The following is a 22,895-nucleotide window of genomic DNA, read 5'->3' as shown; positions in this document are numbered from 1 at the left end:
AAAAAGGGCGACCTTGCGGGCCGCCCTTTTCATTAACTGCGATATTCGCGCGATCAGTCGCCAGTCAGGATACGATCCACCAGTTCCTTCACCGTCGGCGTGAAGTTGTTGGAGTAGAACGGATCCTGCTTGAACTTGTATGCGGCATGGCCGGCAAACATCAGGTTCTCGTCGATGGGGCCGCCATGGGCGATGTCCTGAAGCGTCTTCTGGATGCAGAAGCTGCGCGGATCGGCAAGACGACCGGTCGTGTAGTCGTCATGGTCCTTCCACGAAGAGAATCCGCAGTGCGACAGGCAGCCCATGCAGTCTGCCTGGTCCTTGCGGATTTCATCGCGCTCAGGCGGATTTACAAAGATGATCGTGTCGTCGGGCGTGCGCAGGCCATCGGTGAAGCCCTGAGCAGACCAGGCACGCGCCCGGTCGAGGTCCTTCGGCGCGACCCAGAAGTTCTTGCCCTTCACGCCAACGTCGAGACGCACGGTGTGCTCTCCGGCCTCGACCTTCGAGTAGGGAATCTGGCGCTCCGAACGCGCTTCGAGATTGCGCAGGAACGGGTTGCGCACGGCCGAGGAATAGAAGCCCGTCGGCGAGAAACGGTGCAGCAGCACATCGCCCGGCTCCAGCGTGCGAAGGTGGTCCTTCCACGCCTGCGGGATCGGGCTTTCATGCGTCAGCAGCGGGCGCGTACCGTATTGGAAGGCGATCGAACCGAGTTCCGGATTGTCGATCCAGTTTTCCCAGTCGCGCAGGAACCACACTCCGCCGGCCATGACGATCGGCACGCTGTCGGCAATGCCCTCGGCGCGCATGGTGTCGCGCAGCGCCTTGACGCGGGGATAGGGGTCTTCCGGCTTGAGCGGATCTTCGGCGTTCGACAGGCCGTTATGGCCACCGGCGAGCCAGGGATCCTCGTAGACCACCGCGCCCAGCAGATCGGGCACCTTGTGATAGGCGCGCTTCCACAGCGCGCGGAAGGCGCGGCCGGAACTGACAATGGGCAGGTAGTTGACGTTGAAACGAGCGGCGATCTCGGACAGCTTGTAGGGCATGCCCGCGCCGCAGGTGACGCCCGTCACCATGCCGCGAGTCTGCTCCAGCACGCCCTCGAGGATGGTCTGGGCGCCGCCCATTTCCCAAAGGACGTTGATGTTGATCGCGCCCTGGCCGTTCGAGATTTCGTAGGCCCGGCGAACCTGCTCCACCGCGCCGTCGATGGCGTAGTCGATCAGTTCCTGGTGCCGTTCCTTGCGCGTCAGGGCATTGTAGACCTGCGGGACGATCTTGCCCTCGGCATCATAGCTGTCGGCATTCACGGCGCTGACCGTGCCGATGCCCCCGGCCGCAGCCCAGGCGCCCGAGCTCATGTGATTGGTCGCGGCAACGCCCTTGCCGCCCTCGACGAGCGGCCAGACTTCGCGTCCACCATAGACAATCGGCTTGAGACCCTTGAAACCCATCTTCTCTTTCGTCTTTCCCCCGGCGCATGGCGCGCTGGTTCAGCGGCCCTGTATACGCCCTGTGCTACTGACGCACTACTTTTGCGTCATGGTGTTGCCGGATATCCGGCAAGGTACGATGTTTTCCGGCTCCGGCCTCGGACCGGCGGCCTCGAACTGTGCGTAGTAGCCTTGGAGTTCCGGCTTACGGACAAATTCCGTCAAGCGAAAGCCCATGGACGCAAATTCGCAGAAAAGCAGTTGCGGCGGAATGCCGTGGCTGTCGCTGGCGCGATCGACGTCGACCACCACCACGCGTCCCTTGTCGCGCAGGGCGGGGCGCAAGTGCCAGAGGAACGCATATGGCTCGGTGACTTCGTGGTACATATGCACCAGGAAGACCCGGTCGAAGCTGTTTTCCGGCAGCTTGGGATCGTCCGGCGTGCCCAGTTTGATCGAAACGTTTTCGAGTTCCTCGCGCATGACGCGATTGCCCAGCCGCTCGTTCGCCTCGCGATCGATGTCTTCAGCCAGTACACGCCCCTTCGAGCCGACGCGCTGGGCCAGACGGACCGTGTAATACCCCTCGCCCGCACCGAGATCCGCCACGCTCATGCCGGGTTCGATCCTGGCAAGGTCCATGACGACCTGCGCTTCGTTCAGACTGTCGCGCTGAACCTCGCTGCCGACCGCACCGTCGGGCGTTCGCGAAACCGGCCGGTCCGCCACGGGAAAGGCACGGGCGCTTTCGGGACGCGATTCGTCCACCGGCTCGCGATGGCAGGCGCCAAGCGTCAAGCCGATCGCCAGCATCGACGCTAACGCGCCGGAACGACAGGAAAGGCGGAAGGACAAGCGCATGCGGCCCTTTAGCGGTTCGCTCCCCGCTTGGCAAAGTCCTGCCCGGCGGAGAGCCTTGCGCGACGTCAGTCGACGTCTTCCACTTCGACCTTCTCGCCCGTCACGCGCTGCGAAAGCGCCGCGGCCATGAAGGGATCCAGCGCCCCGTCCAGAACGTCACCCGGAGCAGTGGAGACCACGCCGGTGCGCAAGTCCTTCACCTGCTGATAGGGTTGAAGCACGTAGGAACGAATCTGGTGGCCCCAGCCGATGTCGCTCTTGCTGGCGTGTTCCGCGCTGGCGGCTTCCTCGCGTTTGCGCATCTCTTCCTCGAAGAGGCGCGCCTTGAGCATGCCCATCGCGATTTCGCGGTTCTTGTGCTGCGAACGGTCGATCTGGCTCGCCACGACGATGCCCGAAGGGCCGTGGGTGATACGCACCGCCGAGTCTGTGGTGTTGACGTGCTGACCGCCCGCGCCCGAAGCGCGATAAGTATCGATCTTCAGGTCCGCCGGATTGATGTCGATCTCGAAGCTGTCGTCGATCACCGGATAGACCCAAACCGACGAGAAGCTGGTGTGGCGGCGCGCCGAGCTGTCATAGGGGCTGATGCGGACCAGGCGGTGGACGCCGCTTTCGGTCTTGGCATAGCCGTAGGCGTTCTCGCCCTTGATCAGCAGGGTGCAGCTCTTGATGCCCGCGGCTTCACCGGCGTGATAGTCCACCAGTTCGACTTTGTAGCCATGACGCTCCGCCCAGCGCGTGTACATGCGCTGGAGCATCTCGGCCCAGTCCTGGCTTTCGGTGCCGCCGGCGCCGGCATGGACTTCGAGGTAGGTATCATTGGAGTCTGCCTCTCCGGAGAGCAGCGCGGTGACCTTGTCCTGGTCCGCACGGTCGGCCAGGGCGGCGAGCGCGGAGATACCTTCGTTGATGGTATCCTCGTCGCCTTCCATCTCGCCCAGTTCGACGAACTCGACGGCGTCCTGCATCTCGCGGCCGATGTCGTTCACGGCGTTGATCGCCGCTTCCAGACGGCGGCGTTCCTTCATGACCGCTTCGGCTTCCTTGGGTTTATCCCAGAGCGTTGGGTCTTCGACGCGCGCGTTCAATTCGTCGAACCGGCGCAGGGCGCGGTCCCAGTCGAGGAACTTGCGGACCAGCGCGAGGGCCTTTTCGATACGCGCAATGTGGGCCTGCCCTTCGGCACGCATGACTTGAAACTCCCAAGAAGCGACAGCGCGCGCATAGCGCAGCGACGGCATATGTAAAGCACGCGCGAAATCTCGCGCGGGGAAACGGCGCTTCTAACCGCCAAGGCGGCACTTGTTCAAGGCAGGAAGTGCATCCTGCCCCACGCTGTACCGACTGTCAGCCCTTGAGCTTCTTCACGGCCTCAAGCGTGAGCTTCACATGATCGCGATAGTCGAGTTCCGAGTGGACCATCACGATTCGCCCGTCCTGCGCGATGACGTAGCTGGTACGGTCGGTCATGCCGGCCGGAACGCCCTGCCGCTTGAGGGCGACGTCATAGGCCTTGGTGATGGCCGGCGTCGCGACGGCGACCGCGAACTTGTCCCGGCAGGCCTCGGTCGAGAATTTCTGAAGCGTCGGCAGATCGTCGGCGGACATGCCGACAACGCTTGCTCCCAGCTTGGCGAAATCGTCGGTCGCATCGGCGAAGGCATGCGCTTCCAGTGTGCAGCCCTGGGTGAAGGCCTTGGGGTAAAAGTAGAGGACGACCGGTCCCTTCTTCAGCGCCGCCTTGAGATCGAACGCCATGACCTTGCCGCCCTTGGCCCCCTGCGTGGAGAAGGCGGGCGCCTTCGCGCCTACCGGCAAGGCAGCCTGGGCGGTACCAGCGGAAACAGCGAGGGCGAGAGCCGCGAAGGCGGCGGGCAGGATCTTGCGCATGCGGCGCAATCTGGACTTCGGCAAGAGGCCTGTCCAGCCTCTTCCCCCGCCCGTCATTCGCTTATTCGATATAGCCAAGCACCGTGCCGACTTCATAGGTTTCGCCCACGGCCGCAACGATCCGCAGCGTGCCCGATGCCGGTGCCTCGACCTCGTTGGTGGACTTGTCCGCTTCAAGCGAGAACAGCGGCTCGCCTTCACTGACCGCCGCGCCGTCCGCGATCAGCCATTCGGCCACCTGGCCTTCTTGCATGGAGAAACCGATTTTCGGGAGCAGGATTTCAACGGCCATGGTAGTTTCAGTCCTTCAGCGTTCCGTGCGACCGAGGCCATCGCCCCGCCACCGCACCTTGCCATTCTGACTAAAGGAAGCTGCGGGGCAGGCAAGCAGCCCACCCCGCTATCCGCGAGGGCGATATGAACCGCCCGGCCCGGCCTGCTATCCTGATCGGCCATCCTCGTGCGCCATCCAGTGGACGAAGCGATGCAGCGGATACATCGCGTCATGCGGATTGCCGATCGTGGACGGCCCCGCCTCTCCCAGATGAACCACGCGCTGGGCTCCACCGGCGGCCAGTCGGTCCCGATATTCCGCCATGCGATCGAACGGATAGAAGCCTACCGTCTGCGTGGCGACGTTGATCCACTTCACGGCATCGTCCAGACTGTCCACGCGAACGACATTCGCGGTCTTGTTGATCGGGTGGAAATCGACCGGCTCTTCGGAGCGGATGACCAGGCCCTTGCCGTCCGTTCGCCCCCAGACGCCATAGTCGTCATCCATCAGCACCATGGTATCGACCGCTTCGCGCATGTCGCGATCGAGCGGGCGGACATCGCCGCTCTCAGCCGCACGGCGAGCGATGTGGTGGTGCAGGCGCTCGCAGAAACGATCCACTTCCGCTTGGCCGCCCTCCACGAACTGAAAACGGCTGGCGACGCAGGCCTCCTGGTTCAACGTCATGACATCCGTCGAACACAGGTCCGCCACCCGGTCCAGCGTTTCCTCGTCCGCAAGCGCTTCGCGGCCGATGAACGAGATCGAGGTTTTGGGGTCGAAAGAAACGAGCTGAAATCCTGGCCCTATATACTTGATAACATTGTTTATCGCGTCACCGCCGCCCCAGGCGACAATCTTGTCGAAATACTGCGGACGGTAAAGCACGCGCTCGATCGCGTCGTCGCCGCCGCGCCAATAGAACGCGGACATGGACCGCACGATCGGATGGTTCGCATCGATATCCGCCATCGTCCGCAGGATCGCGGCCATGGTGAACGGGTCGGCGCTGCTCATCTTGAACAGGTTCACGCCCTTGACCATCGCGCCTTGCGCCACCGACTTCACCGCCACGCCCGGCGAGTTGCCCGGCAGGACATGGATGAGGCGCGGCGCGAAAGCCCGCACGAAGCTCTTGCGGCCGGTGAAGTCCTGCTTCGGCACCCATTCATCCAGAGCGCGCGGGTCCGGGAAGTTCTGTTCGACCTCCGCCATGAGCACGCGCTTGTCGAGATAGGCGGCAGCATGGCGCGCGGTGTTCTCCACCACAACGCGCGGCAGGATATGGGTGCGACACATCCTCTCGATGCACTGCTGCATATGGTCGTTGTCAGAGGCTGTCAGCCGCTGGCCGGTCTCGACCAGGAAATCGATGATCTCCGCCAGCGGCACGTTCAGCAACGGCGGCACTTCGCTGCGGGGTGGCACCGCGCGATCGAACGGTATCCGGGGCGTAGCGAAAGTCACGCCCAGGTCGCGAGATGTCTGGATCACCTCCGTGCCATGCAGCACCTCGCCCCGAAGAAAGAACGGAGCGGAGACGAGTTCTTGATTTTCAGCGATTTGAGAGACGGAATTCATGCCACACCTCGCACATAAGCGTCGACCGTACCCGCGCAGCCGATCTTGTCGTCGCCTTCCAGATCCGCATAGCGCGCAATGCTGTCACGGATCGAAGGACCGTGGTTACCGCAGGCGCAAGTGCCGTAATCGAGCGAAATCCTGTCACCCGTGATCACCCCGCCCCAGCGCCCATCGAGCGACAGATCGAAGAACGCGGCGCGGCCTTCGCGCTCTCCCGTGCTATAATCGAGCGCGCCTTCCGCAAGATTGTCACCGGACTTGTCGAGCAAGACCGGCACGACCCATGGCGGTACGTGATAGCGTCCGCCCTCCCGGCATTTCGGCATCCCGGAATTGAGCTCTTGCATGGAGTAGTTCTGGAAGTGTCGATCCTCGGGAATGTTGAAGGTATCGAAGACATAGTCTTGATAATCATCAGGAAGTTGTGCACGCTTCAAGCCGCCGCCAACGTAGATCGAATTGTCCGGATGAAAATCCTCGCGGCCGTAACCCGCATCGCGCACAGCTTTGGCAACCTGCCAGAGCCCGCTCCACAGACCCGATAGCTGAAGCTTGCGATGACGGTTCTCGATGACGAATTGCGCGGTGGCCGGGATAGCATCGGCCACGGCCTTGGCGCGATTTGCCGAGGTTTCCTCGAAGGCGGCGATCTCATCGGGGCGTGCAGTGCCATCGGCGATCTTCTTGCGCATGACGACCATCGAGGTCAGCGAACCGACGGTGATCGGCGGCACCGGATAATGCCAGCGCGGCGCGGAAGGGTCCGCGAAGGCCTCGTACTGCGCCTGTGCGATCGTGGCGTTCTTCGGCACGGTCGCCACCGGGGCGCAGCCCACGATCACTCTGTCCTGAGTCGGCGTCACGCCCGAACCCCAGGCGAAGACATTGACCGTATCCACCTTCGACCAGTCCATGTCCTTCCGCGAGGCGATCAACATCGCGGACTTCCCGGTGGTGCCGCTGGAACACGAGATGAAGTGACCAAGTGCTGCCAGCCGCTCGATCCAGTCGTCGATCCCCTCGATGCCGGCAAGGTCGAGGCCATCGATGGGATATGGCGAAATCGTGCCGAGCCACTTGGTCAGCTTGTCCCAGCGCTCCTCCATGAGGAAGCTCTCCGGATAGGACTTGTATGCCGTATGCGGAAACAGCAACGGGACGATGTCTGCAATGGACTGCACATTGTCGATCGAGGCGTCACGGGCACGCAGGCTCAGCAGCTTGATCCGACCTTTCCGCGCCTGGAACCGCTCATCCAGCGCGGCGACCTGCGTCTCGCGCAATTCTTCCGCGCTGAACGTGAACCGCTGCGGATTATCCACCATGCTCAAAAGCTTATCGGAATTAATTCCCATCACATCTCTCCCACGAGCGTCATCCGTTTCGCCTTCGATGGACAAGTCCGAACGACTCGATTAATAGCATCTTGTGCGTTTCATTATTCACGATCCTCTTGGCAGCGCAAGCAGGATCCGCTCGAAGCAGGACATGACCGAACAAAGCCTTGAAACGACTGACGCCCTGGAAGCGGCCTCCAAAGCGGTCCGCGCCGGACGCCCGACGCGCGAGCAGGCACAGGCCCGCCACGCGCAATTGCTCGACTGCGCGTTCGACAGGTTTCTCGACAAAGGGTTCGAGCCGACCACGATCGAGGCCCTCGCAGCCGAAGTCAGCATGACCAAGCGCACGGTCTATGCCCGCTATCCCGACAAGGCATCGCTGTTCCGGGCAGCCATACGGCGGGGGACGGAGCGCCGTGCCGCCAAACCGGAGACGATAGAGGCAACGCGCGCCGATACGCTTGAAGAGACCCTGGTGAACATCGCCATGCTGCGGATTCAGCTTGCCGGCACTCCGGAAGGCGTGCGGTTGCAACGGCTGATCAACACCGAAGCCTATCGGTTTCCGGACATCTTCCAGACCTATTACGAGATCGCCGCCCTGCCCACCGTCCGCTTCCTGGCGGAAATTCTGGAAAACGAAACTCTTGCCGGTCGGCTCGCCATCGAGGACGCAACGCTTTCGGCCACCGTCTTCATGAGCATGGTGGTCAGCGCCCCCGTACGTTTCCTGATTTCAGGGAACGAGCTTCCAGCGCAGGATGTCGACCAGCGGGTCCGCTTCGCGGTGGGGCTGTTCCTGAAGGGTGCCCTACCTCGCTGAAATTGCCTGATCGAGATTCAAGGGAGAGAACAGAACAATGCCGCAAGCAGATGATCCATCGTATCCGCGCCAGCGATGCGTCGTCGTAACCGGGGCCAGCTCCGGAATCGGCAAGGCGACCGCCATGGCATTCGCCCGCATGGGCTGGCACGTCATCGGTACCGGAAGAGACGGGAAGCGCTGCGAGGAGGCCGAGGCGGATATCCGCGCGGCCGGCACTGCGACGGCACGGCTGGACATGATGCGCGGCGATCTTTCCGAAATGCACGAAGTGCGGCGCGTGGCACGAGAGATTGGTGCCCTGACCGACAAGGTGGACGTGTTGGTCAACAACGCGGGCGGTGTGCGCGATGCCTTTTACGGCACATCGGAAGGGCTGGAAGCGACATTCGCCGCCAATCACCTCGCTCCCTTTCTGCTGACCCGCGAGCTTCTGCCACTGCTGGAACGTGCTGCCGGAGACACGCCGCCCGGACTGGTCCGCGTGATCGCCGTATCGTCGAGCGGCCATCGCGCCTGCGCGGGAATGCGCTGGTACGATCTGATGATGAAAACCGCCTTCGAACCTGGTGCGGCCTATTGCCAGGCCAAGCTGGCGAACCTGCTGTTCACCCGTGAACTCCATCGCCGCCTGATCGACAAAGGCATCGTCGCCCTGGCCATGCATCCCGGCCGCGTGGGATCGAACTTCGCCAGCCACGGTGACGAAGGGATGCAGGCCTATATGGCCGCCAACGAATGTGCCGCTCCGGAGCAGCCCGCGCGCACGATCGTATGGTTGGCAACCGATCCCCAACTCGGTGGCAAGGGTGGCTGCTACTTCCATGACCTGGCGGAGGAACAGCCAGCACCGCAGGCGCTGGACGAGCTGGAGGCCGAAAAGCTCTGGATCGAGAGCGAGCGCATACTCGACAGAGTGCTGGAGCCCGCCACCTGATAACGGAAAATGCCGTCTCGCGCCGCGTCCTTGAGGAAACGGTCACGAGACGGCGTGCGACCCGTATAGGGCAATCGCAGCACGGCCCGGAAAGTTCCGGCTCGCACTACCCGATCGTCAAAGACGATCAACGATCGAGAACGACGGCGCGGCTGCTACACGAATTTTCAAACGATTGCACTACCCAACAGGCCTGTAGCGAACTTCGGATCGATTTTTTCGCGGCCGCTCATCGCCGTGATGGTCTCCCGCAGAGGCTGGCCCGTCAGCCTTGACCTGCCCTTCCCGCTCCGCGATGCCTCCCGCAAGCTGGAGGAAATCCCGATGATGACTGCCGTCGAACAAGACAACCGCCCCCGTCGCAGCGCGCTCTATCTGCCTGCCTCGAATGCCAAGGCCATCGCCAGGGCCCGCACGCTGCCTTGCGACATGGTCGTTCTTGACCTTGAGGACGCAGTCGCGCCGGAAAACAAGGAAGAGGCCCGCGCCGCCGCGGTGGCCGCGGTTGCCGAGGGCGGCTTCGGGGATCGCGAGGTCGCTATACGCGCCAATGGCATCGACACCGAATGGGGCGCCGCCGACCTTGCCGCCATCGCCGCTTCACAGGCTGACGCAGTGCTGGTGCCCAAGGTCAACGGGCCAGCCGACGTTGCCCGTTACCACGATGCACTCGCCGGCGCTGCGCCGGGGATGCGGCTCTGGACGATGATCGAGACGTGCGAGAGCGTCGGCAACCTCCCCGCCATCGCAGCCATGGCCAAGACGACGCGGCTTTCGCTCTGGATCATCGGCACAAACGATCTTGCCAAGGAAATGCGTGCGCAACTCACGCCGTGCCGCACGCCGTTCCTGCCCTTCCTGTCCATGGCAGTGGCAGCCGCCCGCGCCCATGGCCTGTCGATCCTCGACGGTGTCTGCAACGAGTTTCGCGACCTCGCCATGTTCGAGGCCGAGGCGCGTCAGGGCCTCATGTTCGGGTTCGACGGCAAGAGCCTGATCCATCCGGCGCAGATCGAGCCCTGCAATACCGTCTTCTCGCCGAGTGCGGCCGACCTGGACTGGGCGAAAGCCGTCATCGATGCTTTCGCCCTCCAGGAAAACCAGGGAAAGGGCGCCATCCGCGTGGAAGGCAAGATGACCGAACTGCTTCATCTGGAGCAGGCGCGGCGACTGCTGGAAGTTGCCCGGCTGATCGGGAAGAACGGGTAAGCAAACGGAGCCTTGGGGAATGACCCCAAGGCTTGTCCGTTCAGCCTTCCCCCTTGGAGCCCGGCACCCGAGCGATCTCTCCGGGCTCGTTGGCGATCACGTTCAGCACGGCCGTCCAGGCATCCACGTTCTGCTGGAGCGCCGCCGGATCGACTTTGTCGAGCGTGTCGTCCGGCGTATGGTGCAGATCGAAATAGTGCATGCCGTCCTGCCCGAGGTCGATCACCGCCAGTTCCTGCCTGGCGATGATACCCGAGACATCGGCGCCGCCCGTGGCCGGCTTGTCGTTGTAGACGATGCCCATCGGCCAGAGCGCGGCTTTCAGCTTCTCCGCCAGCGGCTCGTTGCCGTCGGCCAGGGTCAGGCGCAGCTGCCATACCTTGTCGGCGCCGAAATCGCTTTCCATCGCCACCGCGTGCGGCTCGGTTCCGTGCATTTCGGCATAGGCCTTGCTCCCGCCGCCGGTGACGCCCATTTCCTCGTTCCCGGCCCATAGCACGCGGATCGTGCGCAAGGTCTTGCCCCCCTTCTGCGCGGCCAGAGCAGCGGCGGTGACGATGCCGCAGCCCGAAGCGTCATCGATCGCTCCGGTCGCGAGATCCCAGGAGTCCAGATGACAGGCGAGCACGATCTTCGGCAACGAGGGATCGCGGCCCGGCAAGTCTGCGACCACGTTGCCGGAAGGCGCATTCGGGAACGGCTTGCCGAGCAAGGTCAGGTCGATCTTCATCGGCTTGCCGCGCTTGGCGATGCGCGCGATCAGATCGGCATCCGGGTTCGAAACGGCCCCCGCCGGAATTGCCTCCACGCCCTTGGCGAAAACGGTAACGCCCGTATGCGGGTTGCGATGGCTGTCAGTGCCGGCCGAGCGGATCACGATCGCCGCAGCGCCCTTTTGCGAGGCGATCGAAGGCCCGCGACGACGCACGTCGCCGTAAGGGCCATAGCCCGAACCGTCCTGGGCAGCGCGCATGGCATGGTCGACGAAGGCGATCCTGCCCTTTAGCGAGCCGTCCGGCGCGGCGCGCAGGGCATCGAGCGTGGGGAAATAGACGAGGTCGGCCTGGAGGCCCTTGGCAGGAGTCGGCGCAGAAAGGCCGAGCGCGGCAATGGCGAGCGCGTGCGGATAGGGCGCGGTGAGCTTTGCGTGCTCCTCTCCCCGCGTCCAGGCGAGTGTCCTGAACGGTTCGATCTTCACGTTCTCGAAGCCCAGCGCGTTCAGTTTCGCCTCGGCCCAGACGCGCGCCCGGCCTTCCTCCGGCGATCCCGCAAGGCGCGCCCCGATCTCGGTCGTCAGGCCCTCGACGATATCCCAGGCGACGCCCGATCCTTCTGTCGGCGTGGCCTGTGCCGGCAGCGGAGCGGCGGCAAGGAGCGGAGAGGCGGCGAGAAGCGCCGCGCGGGAGAATCTGCGTTGCATGACAGATGCCTAACCCGCTCCGTCGCTCCTGCCAACCGGTCCATCTCGGCAACGATCTCAGGGACCAAGATCTTTGGGCTCAAAATCCTAGCGGCCGATCAGGGCCGGCCCCGGAACCCATATCAGTTCCAGCTACGGCCGTCCGCCGATGCGCAGCCATATGGCGGCAGCTGACCGGAGAAGCGTTCCTTCATCTTGTTGCAGCCCCAGGTGCGCAGCGGTCCGGGCGCATAGCCGTTCAGCGCTATGCCGACTTCATCGTAGGGCGTGTCGCTCTGCGCGACGTACATGTACCAACGCCCGCCGAACATCACCAGTCCGGCAACGACGACAACGGTCACAACTTGCAGAATTTTCTGCATTTTCTTCTCCATCGACTTCAAGGGCGAGTGGCCCTGCCAGCGTGCGCCGAGGCAATCAAGTGTTTTTCCCCGTTAGATTTTCAGCCCATCCGGCCAGTGCTCGTCAGCCCCCCACCTGCCGATGCGGATCCGCCGCGCCACGCGCAGACGCCGCCCTGCCGCGTCACCCGGGGCGCTGCCCTTGGCAACGGGGCCGCGCGCCTGTAGAGCGAGCGGCAACTTTTCCGATCCAGATCCTATTTCCAGAGGAAACCGATGGCTGCCCAATACGCCTTCGTCATGAAGGGCATGACCAAGACCTTCACCGGCGCCCCGAAGCCGGTGCTGAACGACATCAACCTGCAGTTCTACCAGGGTGCCAAGATCGGCATCGTCGGCCCGAACGGCGTCGGCAAGTCCACGCTGATCAAGATCATGGCCGGCATCGACACCGATTTCACCGGCGAAGCCTGGGCGGGTGAGAACATCACCGTCGGCTATCTGGAGCAGGAACCGGAACTCGATCCGACCAAGACCGTGCTCGAAAACGTCAAGGACGGCGCGCGCGAGACGGCCGACATGGTCGAGCGCTTCAACGCGATCGGCATGGAGATGGGCGAGGAAGACGCCGACTTCGAAGCGCTCGGCGCCGAGATGAGCGAATTGCAGGACAAGATCGACGCGGTCGATGGCTGGACGCTCGACAACCAGCTCGAAATCGCGATGGAAGCACTGCGCTGCCCGCCGGGCGACTGGCCCGTGGAAAGCCTCTCGGGCGGTGAAAAGCGCCGCGTGGCGCTGACTCGGCTGCTGATCCAGAAGCCGTCGATCCTGCTGCTCGACGAACCGACCAACCACCTCGACGCCGAATCCGTCGAATGGCTGGAAAACCACCTCAAGGAATACGCGGGCGCGGTGCTGATGATCACCCACGATCGCTACTTCCTCGACCACGTGGTGGACTGGATCCTCGAACTCGATCGCGGAAAATACTTCCCCTACGAAGGCAACTACTCCACCTACCTGGAGAAGAAAGCCAAGCGCATGGAGCAGGAGGACCGCGAGGAATCCGGCCGCCAGAAGGCGCTCAAGGACGAGCTGGAATGGATGCGGCAGACCCCCGCCGCCCGCCAGACCAAGTCGAAGGCGCGTATCCGCAAGTTCGAGCAGCTTCAGGAAGCCCAGGCCGGCCGCAAGCCCGGCAAGGCCCAGATCGTCATCCAGGTGCCCGAACGTCTGGGCGGCAAGGTGATCGAGGTGAAGAACATCTCGAAGGCCTTCGGCGACAAGCTGCTGTTCGAAGACCTGTCCTTCATCCTGCCGCCGGGCGGCATCGTCGGCGTGATCGGCCCGAACGGCGCCGGCAAGTCCACCCTGTTCAAGATGCTCACCGGCAAGGAAACGCCGGACGAGGGTTCGATCGACATCGGTTCGACCGTGCACCTCGGCTTCGTGGACCAGAGCCGCGACCATCTGGACCCCAAGAAGAACGTCTGGGAGGAAATCTCCGACGGGCTCGACTACATGAAGGTCAACGGCCACGACATGTCGACCCGCGCCTATGTCGGCGCGTTCAACTTCAAGGGTGCCGACCAGCAGAAGAACGTCGGCAAGCTCTCGGGCGGTGAACGCAACCGCGTCCACATGGCCAAGATGCTGAAGGAGGGTGGCAACGTCCTCCTGCTCGACGAACCGACCAACGACCTTGACGTCGAAACGCTGGGCGCGCTGGAAGAAGCCATCGAGAACTTCGCGGGCTGCGCTGTGGTCATCAGCCACGACCGCTTCTTCCTTGACCGTCTGGCCACGCACATCCTGGCTTTCGAAGGCAACAGCCACGTCGAATGGTTCGAAGGCAACTTCGAGGCTTACGAGGAAGACAAGCGCCGCCGCCTTGGCGATGCCGCCGATCGTCCGACCCGCCTGGCTTACAAGAAACTGACGCGCTGATCCGCACGCGCGACGGAAAGCACGAGGCCGCCGCTCCCCTTGAGCGGCGGCCTTGTTCATTTTAAGGTCCGCCAAGATGAACGCCAGGCATCGGGGCGGTTCACCATTCCGACAGTGCCTCTCCCCTAAGGGTATTCCTTAGGATGAACCGCCATCGCCGGGCGGCAAATCCGGTTTGGAGACCGGACATGAAAAAGGAACATACACTGAAGGCGAAGACGCTTCTTTCGGCAGCTGCATTTGGCGCAATGGCCATTGCCGCTGCGGGGCTCGCCATTCCCACCGCAGCGTTCGCTCAGGAGCGCCCGCGCGGTGAAGACCGCAGCGGAGGAGAGCGACGTGGCGGCAACGGCGGCGCCAATCGCCCTGCACCCCAGTCGCAGCCGCGGCCTCAGGCCGTGCGCCCGCAACGTCCCGACGTCGCACGCCCCCAGCCGCAGCAGCGTCCCGATCGCGGGCCTGAGCGCGGCGTCGTGCGCGGCAACCCCAGCTGGACGTCCCAGGTGCGCTGGAACAACGGCTCCACGCCGGACAACCTGCGGGGCTCGCCCCAGAACAACGATCGGCGCAATGACGATCGTCGCGACAATGATCGTCGCTGGAACAACAACGACAATCGCCCCGATCGCAATGCCTGGGGCAAGGATCGCCGGGACAACGACGGTCGCTGGAACAACGACGCCAATCGGCCGGACCGCAACGCCTGGGGCAAGGACCGCCGCGATAACGATCGTCGCTGGAACAACCACGACAACCGCCCGGACCGCAACGGCTGGGGCCGGGATCGCCGCGACGACGATCGGCGCTGGAGCGGCAACGACAACCGCCGCTGGGACCGCAACGACTGGCGACGCGACAGCCGCTACGACTGGCAGCGCTATCGCGATCGCAACCGCTCGACCTATCGCATGGGCGGCTACTATGCGCCCTACCGGGATTACTCCTACCGCCGCCTGAGCATCGGGTTCTCGCTGGGTTCGATGTTCTACGGCAGCAACTACTGGATCAATGACCCGTGGCAGTATCGCCTGCCGCCCGTCTACGGCGCCTACCGCTGGGTGCGCTACTACGACGACGTATTGCTGGTGGACACCTACTCCGGCGAAGTGGTGGACGTGATCTACGACTTCTTCTGGTAAAGGCTTTGAACCCCCGGATTTCGCGATCCGGGGGTTCTCTTTCTTTTTCAGCCACAGCTTCCTGAGCAGCCGCGATTGATCCGTACCGATGACGCCCTAGTCTCGCGGACGATGCCGAAACCCGCCCACCCCGACTGCGATGCCCTGGCCAGGATCGGCACTAGTGTGCGCGAACGGCTGAGTACGGATCGCACGTTCGATCGACTCCACGTCGAAGGCGCGGAACTCTACCTGGCCGATGCCTTCCTCAGCGATGTCGATTGCCGCCACCTTATCGCTCTGATCGATCATGTCGCCTGCCCGTCCCGCCTGGTCGAGGAAGACGGCTGGGAGGACTATCGAACGAGCTTCTCGGGCGACATCGATCCCGACGACAGCGTCGTGAAATCGATCGATTCACGGCTGTGCGAGCTTACCGGGATCGATCCCCGCCACTGCGAATCGATGCAGGGCCAGCGCTACAACCAGGGCGAGTATTATCACGAGCACTGGGACTGGTTCGACACCAAAGCGCCGTACTGGCGCCGCGAAAGCCGTAACGGCGGGCAGCGAAGCTGGACGGCGATGATCTATCTGAACGCTGTCGACGAAGGTGGAACGACCGATTTCGTCCATCTCGATCTCAAGGTGGCACCCGCCAGGGGATCGCTGCTGATCTGGAACAACGCATTGCCGAACGGCAGCCCCAACCCCCTGACGATGCACGCGGCCCGTCCCGTGACCAGCGGCGTCAAGTACGTGGTGACGAAGTGGTTTCGCGCCCGCCCCTGGCGCTGACGCTCCGCCGGCAGGCTATCCGGCCTTGCCGCGTTCCGAATCGCGCGCTTCCAGATGGGCCAGCAGTTGATCGAAGCGGCGGTGCAGGCGGATGATTTCCAGCTGGGTGCGCAAGTTCACTTCGTAGTCGTGCCGCGCCGTGATGCGATCCTTGTCGGCCTGCCGGTTCTGGCTCATCATGATGACAGGCGCCTGGATCGCCGCCAGCATCGACAGCATCAGGTTCAGGAAGATGTAGGGATAGCCGTCGAAGGGCTTCAGCCCCAGCGCCGTCAAAACGGAACTGTTCAGCAGCATCCATGCGAACAGCACGACCGCGAAAGCTATGATGAAGCCCCAGCTTCCTCCCACCGCCGCCACGCCATCGGCCAGCCGATCGGCACGGGTGGCATGAAGCGCGGCGAGTTCGTCGGCATTGGGCCCACCCACGGCGCCGCTGGCGATGCGCCTGAGGACATCCTGGTCCTCCGCATCGAGATCGCCGAACCGACGCCCGAGCAGCTCTTCGGCGAGTTCCTCGGGCGTTCGGGGCGTTCGGTGCATGGCGTGGTCCGTCAGACTCTTTTCCGTCAGATTTAGGCCGAAAGGGCCTCCGCGATCAGCTTGCGCGTTTCCGGAACGCCGTAGAGCGCGATGAAGCTCCCCATTCGCGGCCCCTGCGAAGAGCCGAGCAGCGTTTCATACAGCGCCTTGAACCAGTCGCGCAGCGTTTCGAAACCGAACGTCTCGTTCTTGCCGATCTCGTAGACGATGTTCTGAAGGGTCTCGGCCGTAGCCTCGGACCCGGCCTTTTCCAGTTCCGCGTCCAGCACCTTTAGCGCTTCCGCCTCATTTGCATGGGGAGCACGGCGCTGGAGCGTCGGGGCAATGAAATCGCGGTTGGTGGCAAGGGCCGCGCGGACCATCTCGCCCAGCTCCGGATGCGCCTCGGGCGTCGCATCGGCGACATAGTTGCCGAGATACGACCAGACCTGCTCCGCCGTGGCATCGGAGCCGAGCACACCTACCAGATTGAGCAGCAGCGAGAACGTTACCGGCACGCTGTCCCCCGCCCCGCTATTGTCTTCGCCACTTTCGCCATTCGTGCGCAGCAGATGCCAGACCGGGTTGCCGAGCTGCTTGTCGAGCGCCTGGTCGGCCAGGTTTCCGCGGAACTGCCAGTATTCGTCCACGGCCTTGGGAATGACCCCGGCGTGAAGCTGCTTGGCGCTCTTCGGCTCGCGGAACAGATAGAACCCCAGGGACTCCTCCGTGCCATACGTCAGCCACTGCTCGATGGTCAGGCCGTTGCCCTTGGACTTGGAGATCTTCTCGCCGTTCTCGTCCAGGAACAGTTCGTAGATCAGGCCTTCCGGCTTGCGGCCGCCCAGCACCTGCACGATCTTGCCCGACTGGATCACCGAGTCGGTAAGATCCTTGCCGCACATCTCGTAATCAACGCCCAGCGCATACCAGCGCATGGCCCAGTCGACCTTCCACTGCAGCTTGGCCTTGCCGCCGAACACCGACTGCTCGACAACCGAGCCGTCCTCGTCGGTGAAGCGGATCATGCCGGTGGCGGCATCGATCACTTCGACGGGAACCTGCAACACCACGCCGCTGGTGGGCGAAACCGGCAGGACCGGCGAATAGGTCTTGCGGCGTTCTTCGCGCAGGGTCGGCAGCATGATGTCGAGAATGCCCTGGTTGCATTCCAGCACGCGGATCAGCGCGGCATCGAAAGCGCCCGAGTTGTAGCGATCGCTGGCCGAGACGAACTCGTAATCGAAGCCGAAACGGTCCAGGAAGTCGCGCAGCATCGCATTGTTGTGATGCGCGAAGCTTTCATGAGTCCCGAACGGATCGGGAATGCGGCTGAGCGGCTTGCCGAGATTGGCGCTGAGCACTTCGGCGTTGGGGATGTTGTCGGGCACCTTGCGCAGCCCGTCCATGTCGTCGGAAAAGGCCACGAGCCGGGTCGGCGCGCCGCCTGTCAGCGCTTCGTAGGCGCGGCGCACCAGCGTGGTGCGTAGCACTTCCTGGAACGTGCCGATATGCGGCAGACCCGAGGGGCCATAGCCGGTCTCGAACAAGACCGGCGCGCCGTTCGGTTTGCCCTGCGGATAGCGCTTGAGGAGCTTCTGGGCCTCCTGGAAGGGCCAGGCCTTGGACACACGTGCGGCTTCGATCAGGGCTTGTTCAGTCATGCAGCGCTCTTTGGCCAAAAGCGCGCAGAAGGCAAGACGTCACGCCAGCCAAGCGTCGGATGAGCCCGTCGTCCCGGACCTGATCCGGGACCGCTGGCCGTGAACGGCCCACCTCTCGGCGAGGTGCCCCGTCGCAAGCCATCGCCTCAAGGATTGCCAGCGGTCCCGGATCAAGTCCGGGACGACGAGTTTCCTACCCTTTTACCCCGTCACCCTTCCCGCCACTGCCAATCGTAGGCGAGCGGCGCCTCGCGGAATGCGAAGCGATCTATGTGGCGCGCAACCACATCGGTCAGCCGCTCCACATCTTCGCGATCCTGGCCCGAAATGGCAATGTCGATCCCCTGCCCATCAGCCGCCATGGTGGCGACAGCGTTCGGGAACGTCACCGTTCCGGTATCGCCCTCCACCTCGGTCTGGAGCTTGTGGCTCCAGTGCTTGCAGAGCTGGCGGACGTACTTGCCACCGTTCTCCGTGGCTACACGCGTCGCGATCACGTTCATCCTTCGATCCTTTCGATCTTGCGGGTCGCCTCGTCGAGGGCGTCGGCGATCTGCAGGATGATATCGCGATCGGTACCCTCTTTCGAAAGGCGATCGAACATCGCGGTCTTCAAGGCATGCATCGCCCGCCGAACGGGAGCGGGGTCCACTTTCTCGCGCGCTTCGGCCAGAGCGAAAAGACGCTCCTTCAGTGCGGCGGCCTTTTCCGTGTCGGCCTCAGCCTGGACGCGGCCCTGTTCGGTCGCCTGATAGGATTTGCGCGCGCCTTCCTCCTCGGCGGGAGCGATCAGGCCGGCTTCCTCCATATAAGTCAGCGCCGGGTAAACGACGCCTGGGCTCGGCGCGTATTCTCCGCCGGAGAGCGTTTCGATCTCGCGAATCAGATCGTAGCCATGGCGCGGCGCCTGGACGATCAGGGCCAGCAGCAGAACCTGAAGTTCCGACTGCTCGAACAACCGCTTGCGGCGACCGCCGGGCCTGCCGCCCCCGAAGCTACCACCGCCGAAGCCTTCTCCGCGCCCGCCGCGGCCTCGGCCCCGGCCTCCCGGAAAGCCATCTCCGAAATCCTCGAAGCCGCCGCCTGCGGAGGGACCACGCGCCATGCCAAAGCCGCCCCGCCCGCGCATCGCACGCTCTTCGTGACGATGTCCGCATTCGCCGTGACGACGCCGATGCGCGCCATGCTCATGGAAATTGAATGGGTTTCTCATATCTACTTTCTTCGTGTTCATGATGGCTACAAGATATATCTTAAAGCGATTTTTGCAAGAGACTAAAATGTATCTTGATGTATTTTCTTAAGGGCGGGGATGCGTTTTCGACCGCCGAGCCACTTCCAAGGTTTCCATTTTCCAACCGCCTTGCCTAAGACGAACGCCATGGCCGCCCTGCCCCTCCCCGCCCTACATGCCAGCCACGGCGGCGCCTGGCTCCGCGACCGGATGGGGACGACTCGTCCGGTGTCGAAAGGCGAAGCGGTAATGTCGGCGGCGGATACGCCGCTACTGCTGCTCAATGCGCCGCTTGTCGCGACCCGGCTGGGTTACCCCGATCTCTCCGGGCTCGACTTGCTGGAACTCTACGCCTTCATGCATCCCGCGCGGTTCGTGGTGCCGACGCCCAAGGGGCTCGCGGGCGCGCTTGGTCTGGAAGAACCCAAGGACGATGCGGACGTCGCGCGCCTGCTCCAGGAAGCCGCAGGATCGCTCCTTGACGTTTGCGAGAGCCCAGACTGGGAAGAACGCGAAGGCGCCTGGACCTCGCTTCAGTCGCTGACCCGCATGCGCTGGCCTTGGGCGACACTGCTGAACCCGCGCATCGCCAAGCCGGATCGTGCCGAAAGGTGGCTTTTCACCCGGTTGCCGGAGTGGGAGGAAGGCGCCGAATCGCCGCAACCGAGGCAAGTCTCGCTGGACCGCGACGACGTGTTGCAAAGGCTTGCACAGCTTACCGGCAGCGATGCGGAACAGCGCCCTACCCAGCAGGCTTACGCCGCCGAGGCCGCCGCAGCCTTTGCCCCACGTCAGTCGTCGGGACGGCCGCATGTGCTGCTGGCGCAGGCCGGCACCGGGATCGGCAAGACCCTGGGCTATCTGGCGCCCGCCTCGCTCTGGAGCAGCCAGTCCGGCGGCACCACCTGGGTTTCGACATATACGAAGGCGCTGCAACGCCAGTTGCGCAAGGAAAGCCGCCGCGCCTGGCCTGACCGCCGGGCGGACGGCACGCAGCCCGTGGTGGTGCGCAAGGGACGCGAAAACTACCTCTGCCTGCTCAATCTGGAAGATGCGCTGCAAGGCGGTTTCGCCGGGCGCGCAGCGATCCTGGCGCAGCTCGTGGCGCGCTGGGCGGCCTATAGCCAGGACGGCGACATGATCGGCGGAGATCTGCCCGGCTGGCTCGGCACCCTCTTCCGCCAGCGCGGCATCACCGCCCTGACCGATCGGCGCGGCGAATGCGTCTATGCCGGCTGCCCGCATTATCGGAAGTGCTTCATAGAGCGCGCCGCGCGCGCCAGCGCGGGCGCGGACCTCGTGATCGGCAACCACGCGCTGGTCATGATCAACGCAGCGCGCGGCCGCGATCACGCCGCCCGCCCCACGCGCATCGTGTTCGACGAAGGCCATCACGTCTTCGATGCGGCCGACTCCACGTTCGCCGCCGCCCTCACCGGCACCGAAGCCATCGAACTGCGCCGATGGGTGATCGGCCCGGAAAAGGCCTCGCGGGGCCGACGCCGCGGCCTTTCCGCGCGCCTGGCGGACGTCGCCAGCTACGACGAGGCCGGCGCCAAGGCGATCGAGGCCGCGCGGGCAGCCGCAGAAGCGCTGCCGGGCGACGGCTGGATGCAGCGGCTCGCAGACGGCGAGGCGTCGGGCCCGATCGAGGAGCTGCTGGCGGCCGTCCGCGCCACCGTCTATGCCCGCGACGAAAGCGGCGGTCAGGAAGCCGGCTATGGCCTGGAGACGGAGGCAGCGGGCCTTGAAGGATCTTTCGCGGAGATAGCCGAAGCGGCGCGCGAAGCGCTTGGCGAGCTTCGCCAGCCACTCGTTCGTCTGGGCCTGAGGCTCGAAGCGCTGCTGGAAGACGCGCCCGACTGGCTAGATGGCCAGGGACGTGCGCGGATCGAAGGTGCCCGCCAATCGCTGGGCTGGCGCGTGGATCTGTTGCTGGCCTGGGAGGCGATGTTGGGCCGCCTGAGCGGTCCTGCCGATCCGGAATTCGTCGACTGGCTGGCGCTCGATCGGTCCGAGGCGCGGGAATACGATGTCGGCATCCACCGCCACTGGCTCGATCCCATGAAGCCCTTCGCCAGCGTCGTGCTGGAACCGGCCCATGGCGTGGTCATGACTTCCGCCACGCTGCGGGACGGCGAAAACTGGAACAAGGCGATCGCACGCTCGGGCGTGGCCCATATCGATGTGACGCCGCGGCTTTCGGAACACCTCAGCCCCTTCGACTACGCGGCCCAGGCCGAAGTCCTGATCGTGAACGACATCCCGCGCGGCGATATTCCCGCGCTTGCCGGGGCTTACGCGCGGTTGATCGAATCGGCCGGAGGCGGCGTTCTGGGCCTGTTCACCGCGATCCGGCGCCTGCGCGCGGTCTACGGCCGCATCGCGGATCGCCTCGCCCGCGCCGGCCTGCCCCTTTACGCCCAGCATGTCGACCCGATCGACACCGGCACTCTCGTGGACATCTTCCGAGACGATCCGGCCGCATCGCTGCTCGGCACCGACGCCTTGCGGGACGGGGTGGACGTTCCGGGCGAGTCGCTGCGACTCGTGATCATGGAGCAGGTTCCCTGGCCGCGCCCCACGATCCTGCACCGCGCGCGGCGCCTTGCGGGGGGCGGCTCCTCTTACGACGACGGCCTGATCCGCGCCAAGCTCGCCCAGGCGTTCGGCCGCCTTATCCGCAGCCGCGGCGATCGCGGACACTTCGTGGTGCTTTCCTCGGCCTTCCCTTCGCGCCTGCTCAGCGCCTTCCCGCCGGGCACCCCGGTTCTGCGCGTTTCGCTGGAGGAAGCCTTGCATCGCGTCGCCTGGGATGGTTCAGAGGGAACCACAAGGTCCGACGAGGCCGCAAAGCCGCCCGGAAGCGTCACGGAGCACCCACCCCTTCGACCCGACTCCCAGTAGACCGAAAGCCTCGATGAAAACCCTTGGAATCTTCAGACACGCAAAGTCAGACTGGCACGATGCCCGGTTGCGGGACTTCGATCGCCCGCTCAACAAGCGCGGGCGCAAGGGCGCCGCGCTGATGGGGCTGCACATCCGCGACCATGCGGTGGGCTGGAAGCGCGTCCTCGCCTCCCCGGCGGTCCGGGTGACGCAGACAATCGAACTGGCGGGAGAAGCGGCCGGTGAAATTCCGCCGGTAACCTGGGATCGACGGATCTATCTTGCCAGTTCGGCAACGCTGCTCGATCTCCTGCGAGAACAGTCCGGAGATCCGCAGTCGATCATGCTGATAGGCCACAATCCAGGCCTGGAAGACCTGATCTTCGATCTCGTGCCCGATGACGGCACCAGCCCCATGCGCGATGTGGTGGAAGAGAAATTTCCAACCGCCGCTTACGCGGTCCTGGAACTGGACATCGAATCCTGGGACGAAATCAGCGAAGCGTCAGGCCGCCTCGTTCACTTGACCCGCCCTCGCGACCTCGATCCCGAACTCGGCCCCAACGCTCTCGACTAGTAGAGCGTTTTCTAATCAG

21 protein-coding genes are annotated in these 22,895 nt (G+C 64.1%); 8 read left to right on the top strand and 13 right to left on the bottom strand.

Features of this window, described 5'->3' with window-relative positions; all coding sequences use genetic code 11:
- Positions 1-53: 53 nt before the first annotated feature.
- From ACI3K3_RS03675 to ACI3K3_RS03645, 7 genes are all read right to left on the bottom strand, one after another.
- Positions 54-1,460: an NAD(P)H-dependent flavin oxidoreductase gene (locus tag ACI3K3_RS03675; protein WP_404912155.1), complete on the bottom strand. Its 1,407-nt coding sequence runs from the start codon at positions 1,458-1,460 to the stop codon at positions 54-56.
- A gap of 75 nt (positions 1,461-1,535) precedes the next feature.
- Positions 1,536-2,252: a class I SAM-dependent methyltransferase gene (locus ACI3K3_RS03670; RefSeq protein ID WP_404912154.1), complete on the bottom strand. Its 717-nt coding sequence runs from the start codon at positions 2,250-2,252 to the stop codon at positions 1,536-1,538.
- Positions 2,253-2,365: 113 nt separating this feature from the next.
- Entirely contained in the window at positions 2,366-3,493 is a 1,128-nt protein-coding gene (gene prfB, locus ACI3K3_RS03665) for a peptide chain release factor 2 (RefSeq protein ID WP_404912152.1), read from the bottom strand.
- 157 nt (positions 3,494-3,650) lie between these two features.
- Positions 3,651-4,193, bottom strand: a complete 543-nt coding sequence (locus ACI3K3_RS03660) for a peroxiredoxin (protein WP_404912151.1) — start codon at positions 4,191-4,193, stop codon at positions 3,651-3,653.
- A 61-nt stretch (positions 4,194-4,254) separates the two neighbouring features.
- The gene (locus tag ACI3K3_RS03655; protein ID WP_404912150.1) at positions 4,255-4,485 is read right to left on the bottom strand and encodes a biotin/lipoyl-containing protein; all 231 of its coding nucleotides are present in this window, start codon (positions 4,483-4,485) and stop codon (positions 4,255-4,257) included.
- A gap of 147 nt (positions 4,486-4,632) precedes the next feature.
- Positions 4,633-5,964 (bottom strand): acyl-CoA reductase, encoded by a 1,332-nt coding sequence (locus tag ACI3K3_RS03650; RefSeq protein WP_404912149.1) that lies wholly within the window; start codon positions 5,962-5,964, stop codon positions 4,633-4,635.
- Between the two features lie 83 nt (positions 5,965-6,047).
- The gene (locus ACI3K3_RS03645; protein ID WP_404912148.1) at positions 6,048-7,379 is read right to left on the bottom strand and encodes a hypothetical protein; all 1,332 of its coding nucleotides are present in this window, start codon (positions 7,377-7,379) and stop codon (positions 6,048-6,050) included.
- Between the two features lie 163 nt (positions 7,380-7,542).
- Here ACI3K3_RS03645 and ACI3K3_RS03640 point away from each other — a divergent pair, with 163 nt between their 5' ends.
- From ACI3K3_RS03640 to ACI3K3_RS03630, 3 genes are all read left to right on the top strand, one after another.
- Positions 7,543-8,217 carry a TetR/AcrR family transcriptional regulator gene (locus ACI3K3_RS03640; RefSeq protein WP_404912147.1) on the top strand — a complete coding sequence of 225 codons (675 nt, stop codon included), beginning with the start codon at positions 7,543-7,545 and terminating at the stop codon, positions 8,215-8,217.
- Between the two features lie 37 nt (positions 8,218-8,254).
- Entirely contained in the window at positions 8,255-9,154 is a 900-nt protein-coding gene (locus tag ACI3K3_RS03635) for an SDR family NAD(P)-dependent oxidoreductase (RefSeq protein WP_404912145.1), read from the top strand.
- A 327-nt stretch (positions 9,155-9,481) separates the two neighbouring features.
- Complete coding sequence (locus tag ACI3K3_RS03630; RefSeq protein WP_404912366.1) at positions 9,482-10,363, top strand: HpcH/HpaI aldolase/citrate lyase family protein; 882 nt, start codon at positions 9,482-9,484, stop codon at positions 10,361-10,363.
- A gap of 40 nt (positions 10,364-10,403) precedes the next feature.
- On the opposite strand, the gene ACI3K3_RS03625 is transcribed toward ACI3K3_RS03630, so the two are convergent.
- Entirely contained in the window at positions 10,404-11,783 is a 1,380-nt protein-coding gene (locus ACI3K3_RS03625) for a M28 family peptidase (RefSeq protein ID WP_404912143.1), read from the bottom strand.
- A gap of 122 nt (positions 11,784-11,905) precedes the next feature.
- The gene (locus ACI3K3_RS03620) at positions 11,906-12,145 is read right to left on the bottom strand and encodes a hypothetical protein (protein ID WP_404912142.1); all 240 of its coding nucleotides are present in this window, start codon (positions 12,143-12,145) and stop codon (positions 11,906-11,908) included.
- A 255-nt stretch (positions 12,146-12,400) separates the two neighbouring features.
- Between ACI3K3_RS03620 and ettA the strand changes: the two genes are divergently transcribed.
- From ettA to ACI3K3_RS03605, 3 genes are all read left to right on the top strand, one after another.
- Positions 12,401-14,074 (top strand): energy-dependent translational throttle protein EttA, encoded by a 1,674-nt coding sequence (ettA, locus tag ACI3K3_RS03615; RefSeq protein ID WP_404912140.1) that lies wholly within the window; start codon positions 12,401-12,403, stop codon positions 14,072-14,074.
- 188 nt (positions 14,075-14,262) lie between these two features.
- The gene (locus ACI3K3_RS03610) at positions 14,263-15,213 is read left to right on the top strand and encodes an RcnB family protein (RefSeq protein ID WP_404912138.1); all 951 of its coding nucleotides are present in this window, start codon (positions 14,263-14,265) and stop codon (positions 15,211-15,213) included.
- Positions 15,214-15,324: 111 nt separating this feature from the next.
- Complete coding sequence (locus ACI3K3_RS03605; protein ID WP_404912136.1) at positions 15,325-15,990, top strand: prolyl hydroxylase family protein; 666 nt, start codon at positions 15,325-15,327, stop codon at positions 15,988-15,990.
- Positions 15,991-16,005: 15 nt separating this feature from the next.
- Here ACI3K3_RS03605 and ACI3K3_RS03600 read toward each other — a convergent pair whose 3' ends face one another.
- The 4 genes from ACI3K3_RS03600 to ACI3K3_RS03585 all read right to left on the bottom strand — a co-directional run bounded on the left by ACI3K3_RS03600 (position 16,006) and on the right by ACI3K3_RS03585 (position 19,281).
- Positions 16,006-16,533 (bottom strand): DUF1003 domain-containing protein, encoded by a 528-nt coding sequence (locus ACI3K3_RS03600; RefSeq protein ID WP_404912134.1) that lies wholly within the window; start codon positions 16,531-16,533, stop codon positions 16,006-16,008.
- A 32-nt stretch (positions 16,534-16,565) separates the two neighbouring features.
- Positions 16,566-18,176, bottom strand: coding sequence for a lysine--tRNA ligase (locus ACI3K3_RS03595; protein WP_404912132.1), 1,611 nt, complete (start codon positions 18,174-18,176; stop codon positions 16,566-16,568).
- Positions 18,177-18,385: 209 nt separating this feature from the next.
- Complete coding sequence (locus tag ACI3K3_RS03590; protein WP_404912130.1) at positions 18,386-18,679, bottom strand: DUF2218 domain-containing protein; 294 nt, start codon at positions 18,677-18,679, stop codon at positions 18,386-18,388.
- Positions 18,676-19,281: a PadR family transcriptional regulator gene (locus tag ACI3K3_RS03585; RefSeq protein ID WP_404912128.1), complete on the bottom strand. Its 606-nt coding sequence runs from the start codon at positions 19,279-19,281 to the stop codon at positions 18,676-18,678. Before ACI3K3_RS03585 ends, ACI3K3_RS03590 begins: the two co-directional genes overlap by 4 nt.
- Positions 19,282-19,557: 276 nt before the next feature.
- Here ACI3K3_RS03585 and ACI3K3_RS03580 point away from each other — a divergent pair, with 276 nt between their 5' ends.
- Together ACI3K3_RS03580 and ACI3K3_RS03575 are read left to right on the top strand one after the other, a co-directional pair.
- Positions 19,558-22,317, top strand: a complete 2,760-nt coding sequence (locus ACI3K3_RS03580) for an ATP-dependent DNA helicase (RefSeq protein WP_404912364.1) — start codon at positions 19,558-19,560, stop codon at positions 22,315-22,317.
- Positions 22,318-22,330: 13 nt separating this feature from the next.
- Positions 22,331-22,876 (top strand): SixA phosphatase family protein, encoded by a 546-nt coding sequence (locus ACI3K3_RS03575; protein ID WP_404912126.1) that lies wholly within the window; start codon positions 22,331-22,333, stop codon positions 22,874-22,876.
- The last annotated feature ends 19 nt before the right edge of the window (positions 22,877-22,895 follow it).

Origin of the sequence: Novosphingobium sp. ZW T3_23 (assembly GCF_044987305.1) — a bacterium.
GTDB lineage: Bacteria > Pseudomonadota > Alphaproteobacteria > Sphingomonadales > Sphingomonadaceae > Novosphingobium.
The sequence above is the reverse complement of the archived record's forward strand: the minus strand, read 5'-3'. Positions and strand labels throughout refer to the sequence as shown.

Coding starts and splice junctions, on each gene's coding strand:
- ACI3K3_RS03675 (WP_404912155.1), bottom strand. CDS start 1,460: ATGGGTTTCAAGGGTCTCAAGCCGATTGTCTATGGTGGACGCGAAGTC.
- ACI3K3_RS03670 (WP_404912154.1), bottom strand. CDS start 2,252: ATGCTGGCGATCGGCTTGACGCTTGGCGCCTGCCATCGCGAGCCGGTG.
- prfB (WP_404912152.1), bottom strand. CDS start 3,493: ATGCGTGCCGAAGGGCAGGCCCACATTGCGCGTATCGAAAAGGCCCTC.
- ACI3K3_RS03660 (WP_404912151.1), bottom strand. CDS start 4,193: ATGCGCAAGATCCTGCCCGCCGCCTTCGCGGCTCTCGCCCTCGCTGTT.
- ACI3K3_RS03655 (WP_404912150.1), bottom strand. CDS start 4,485: ATGGCCGTTGAAATCCTGCTCCCGAAAATCGGTTTCTCCATGCAAGAA.
- ACI3K3_RS03645 (WP_404912148.1), bottom strand. CDS start 7,379: ATGGTGGATAATCCGCAGCGGTTCACGTTCAGCGCGGAAGAATTGCGC.
- ACI3K3_RS03640 (WP_404912147.1), top strand. CDS start 7,543: ATGACCGAACAAAGCCTTGAAACGACTGACGCCCTGGAAGCGGCCTCC.
- ACI3K3_RS03635 (WP_404912145.1), top strand. CDS start 8,255: ATGCCGCAAGCAGATGATCCATCGTATCCGCGCCAGCGATGCGTCGTC.
- ACI3K3_RS03630 (WP_404912366.1), top strand. CDS start 9,482: ATGACTGCCGTCGAACAAGACAACCGCCCCCGTCGCAGCGCGCTCTAT.
- ACI3K3_RS03625 (WP_404912143.1), bottom strand. CDS start 11,783: ATGCAACGCAGATTCTCCCGCGCGGCGCTTCTCGCCGCCTCTCCGCTC.
- ACI3K3_RS03620 (WP_404912142.1), bottom strand. CDS start 12,145: ATGCAGAAAATTCTGCAAGTTGTGACCGTTGTCGTCGTTGCCGGACTG.
- ettA (WP_404912140.1), top strand. CDS start 12,401: ATGGCTGCCCAATACGCCTTCGTCATGAAGGGCATGACCAAGACCTTC.
- ACI3K3_RS03610 (WP_404912138.1), top strand. CDS start 14,263: ATGAAAAAGGAACATACACTGAAGGCGAAGACGCTTCTTTCGGCAGCT.
- ACI3K3_RS03605 (WP_404912136.1), top strand. CDS start 15,325: ATGCCGAAACCCGCCCACCCCGACTGCGATGCCCTGGCCAGGATCGGC.
- ACI3K3_RS03600 (WP_404912134.1), bottom strand. CDS start 16,533: ATGCACCGAACGCCCCGAACGCCCGAGGAACTCGCCGAAGAGCTGCTC.
- ACI3K3_RS03595 (WP_404912132.1), bottom strand. CDS start 18,176: ATGACTGAACAAGCCCTGATCGAAGCCGCACGTGTGTCCAAGGCCTGG.
- ACI3K3_RS03590 (WP_404912130.1), bottom strand. CDS start 18,679: ATGAACGTGATCGCGACGCGTGTAGCCACGGAGAACGGTGGCAAGTAC.
- ACI3K3_RS03585 (WP_404912128.1), bottom strand. CDS start 19,281: ATGGCGCGTGGTCCCTCCGCAGGCGGCGGCTTCGAGGATTTCGGAGAT.
- ACI3K3_RS03580 (WP_404912364.1), top strand. CDS start 19,558: ATGGCCGCCCTGCCCCTCCCCGCCCTACATGCCAGCCACGGCGGCGCC.
- ACI3K3_RS03575 (WP_404912126.1), top strand. CDS start 22,331: ATGAAAACCCTTGGAATCTTCAGACACGCAAAGTCAGACTGGCACGAT.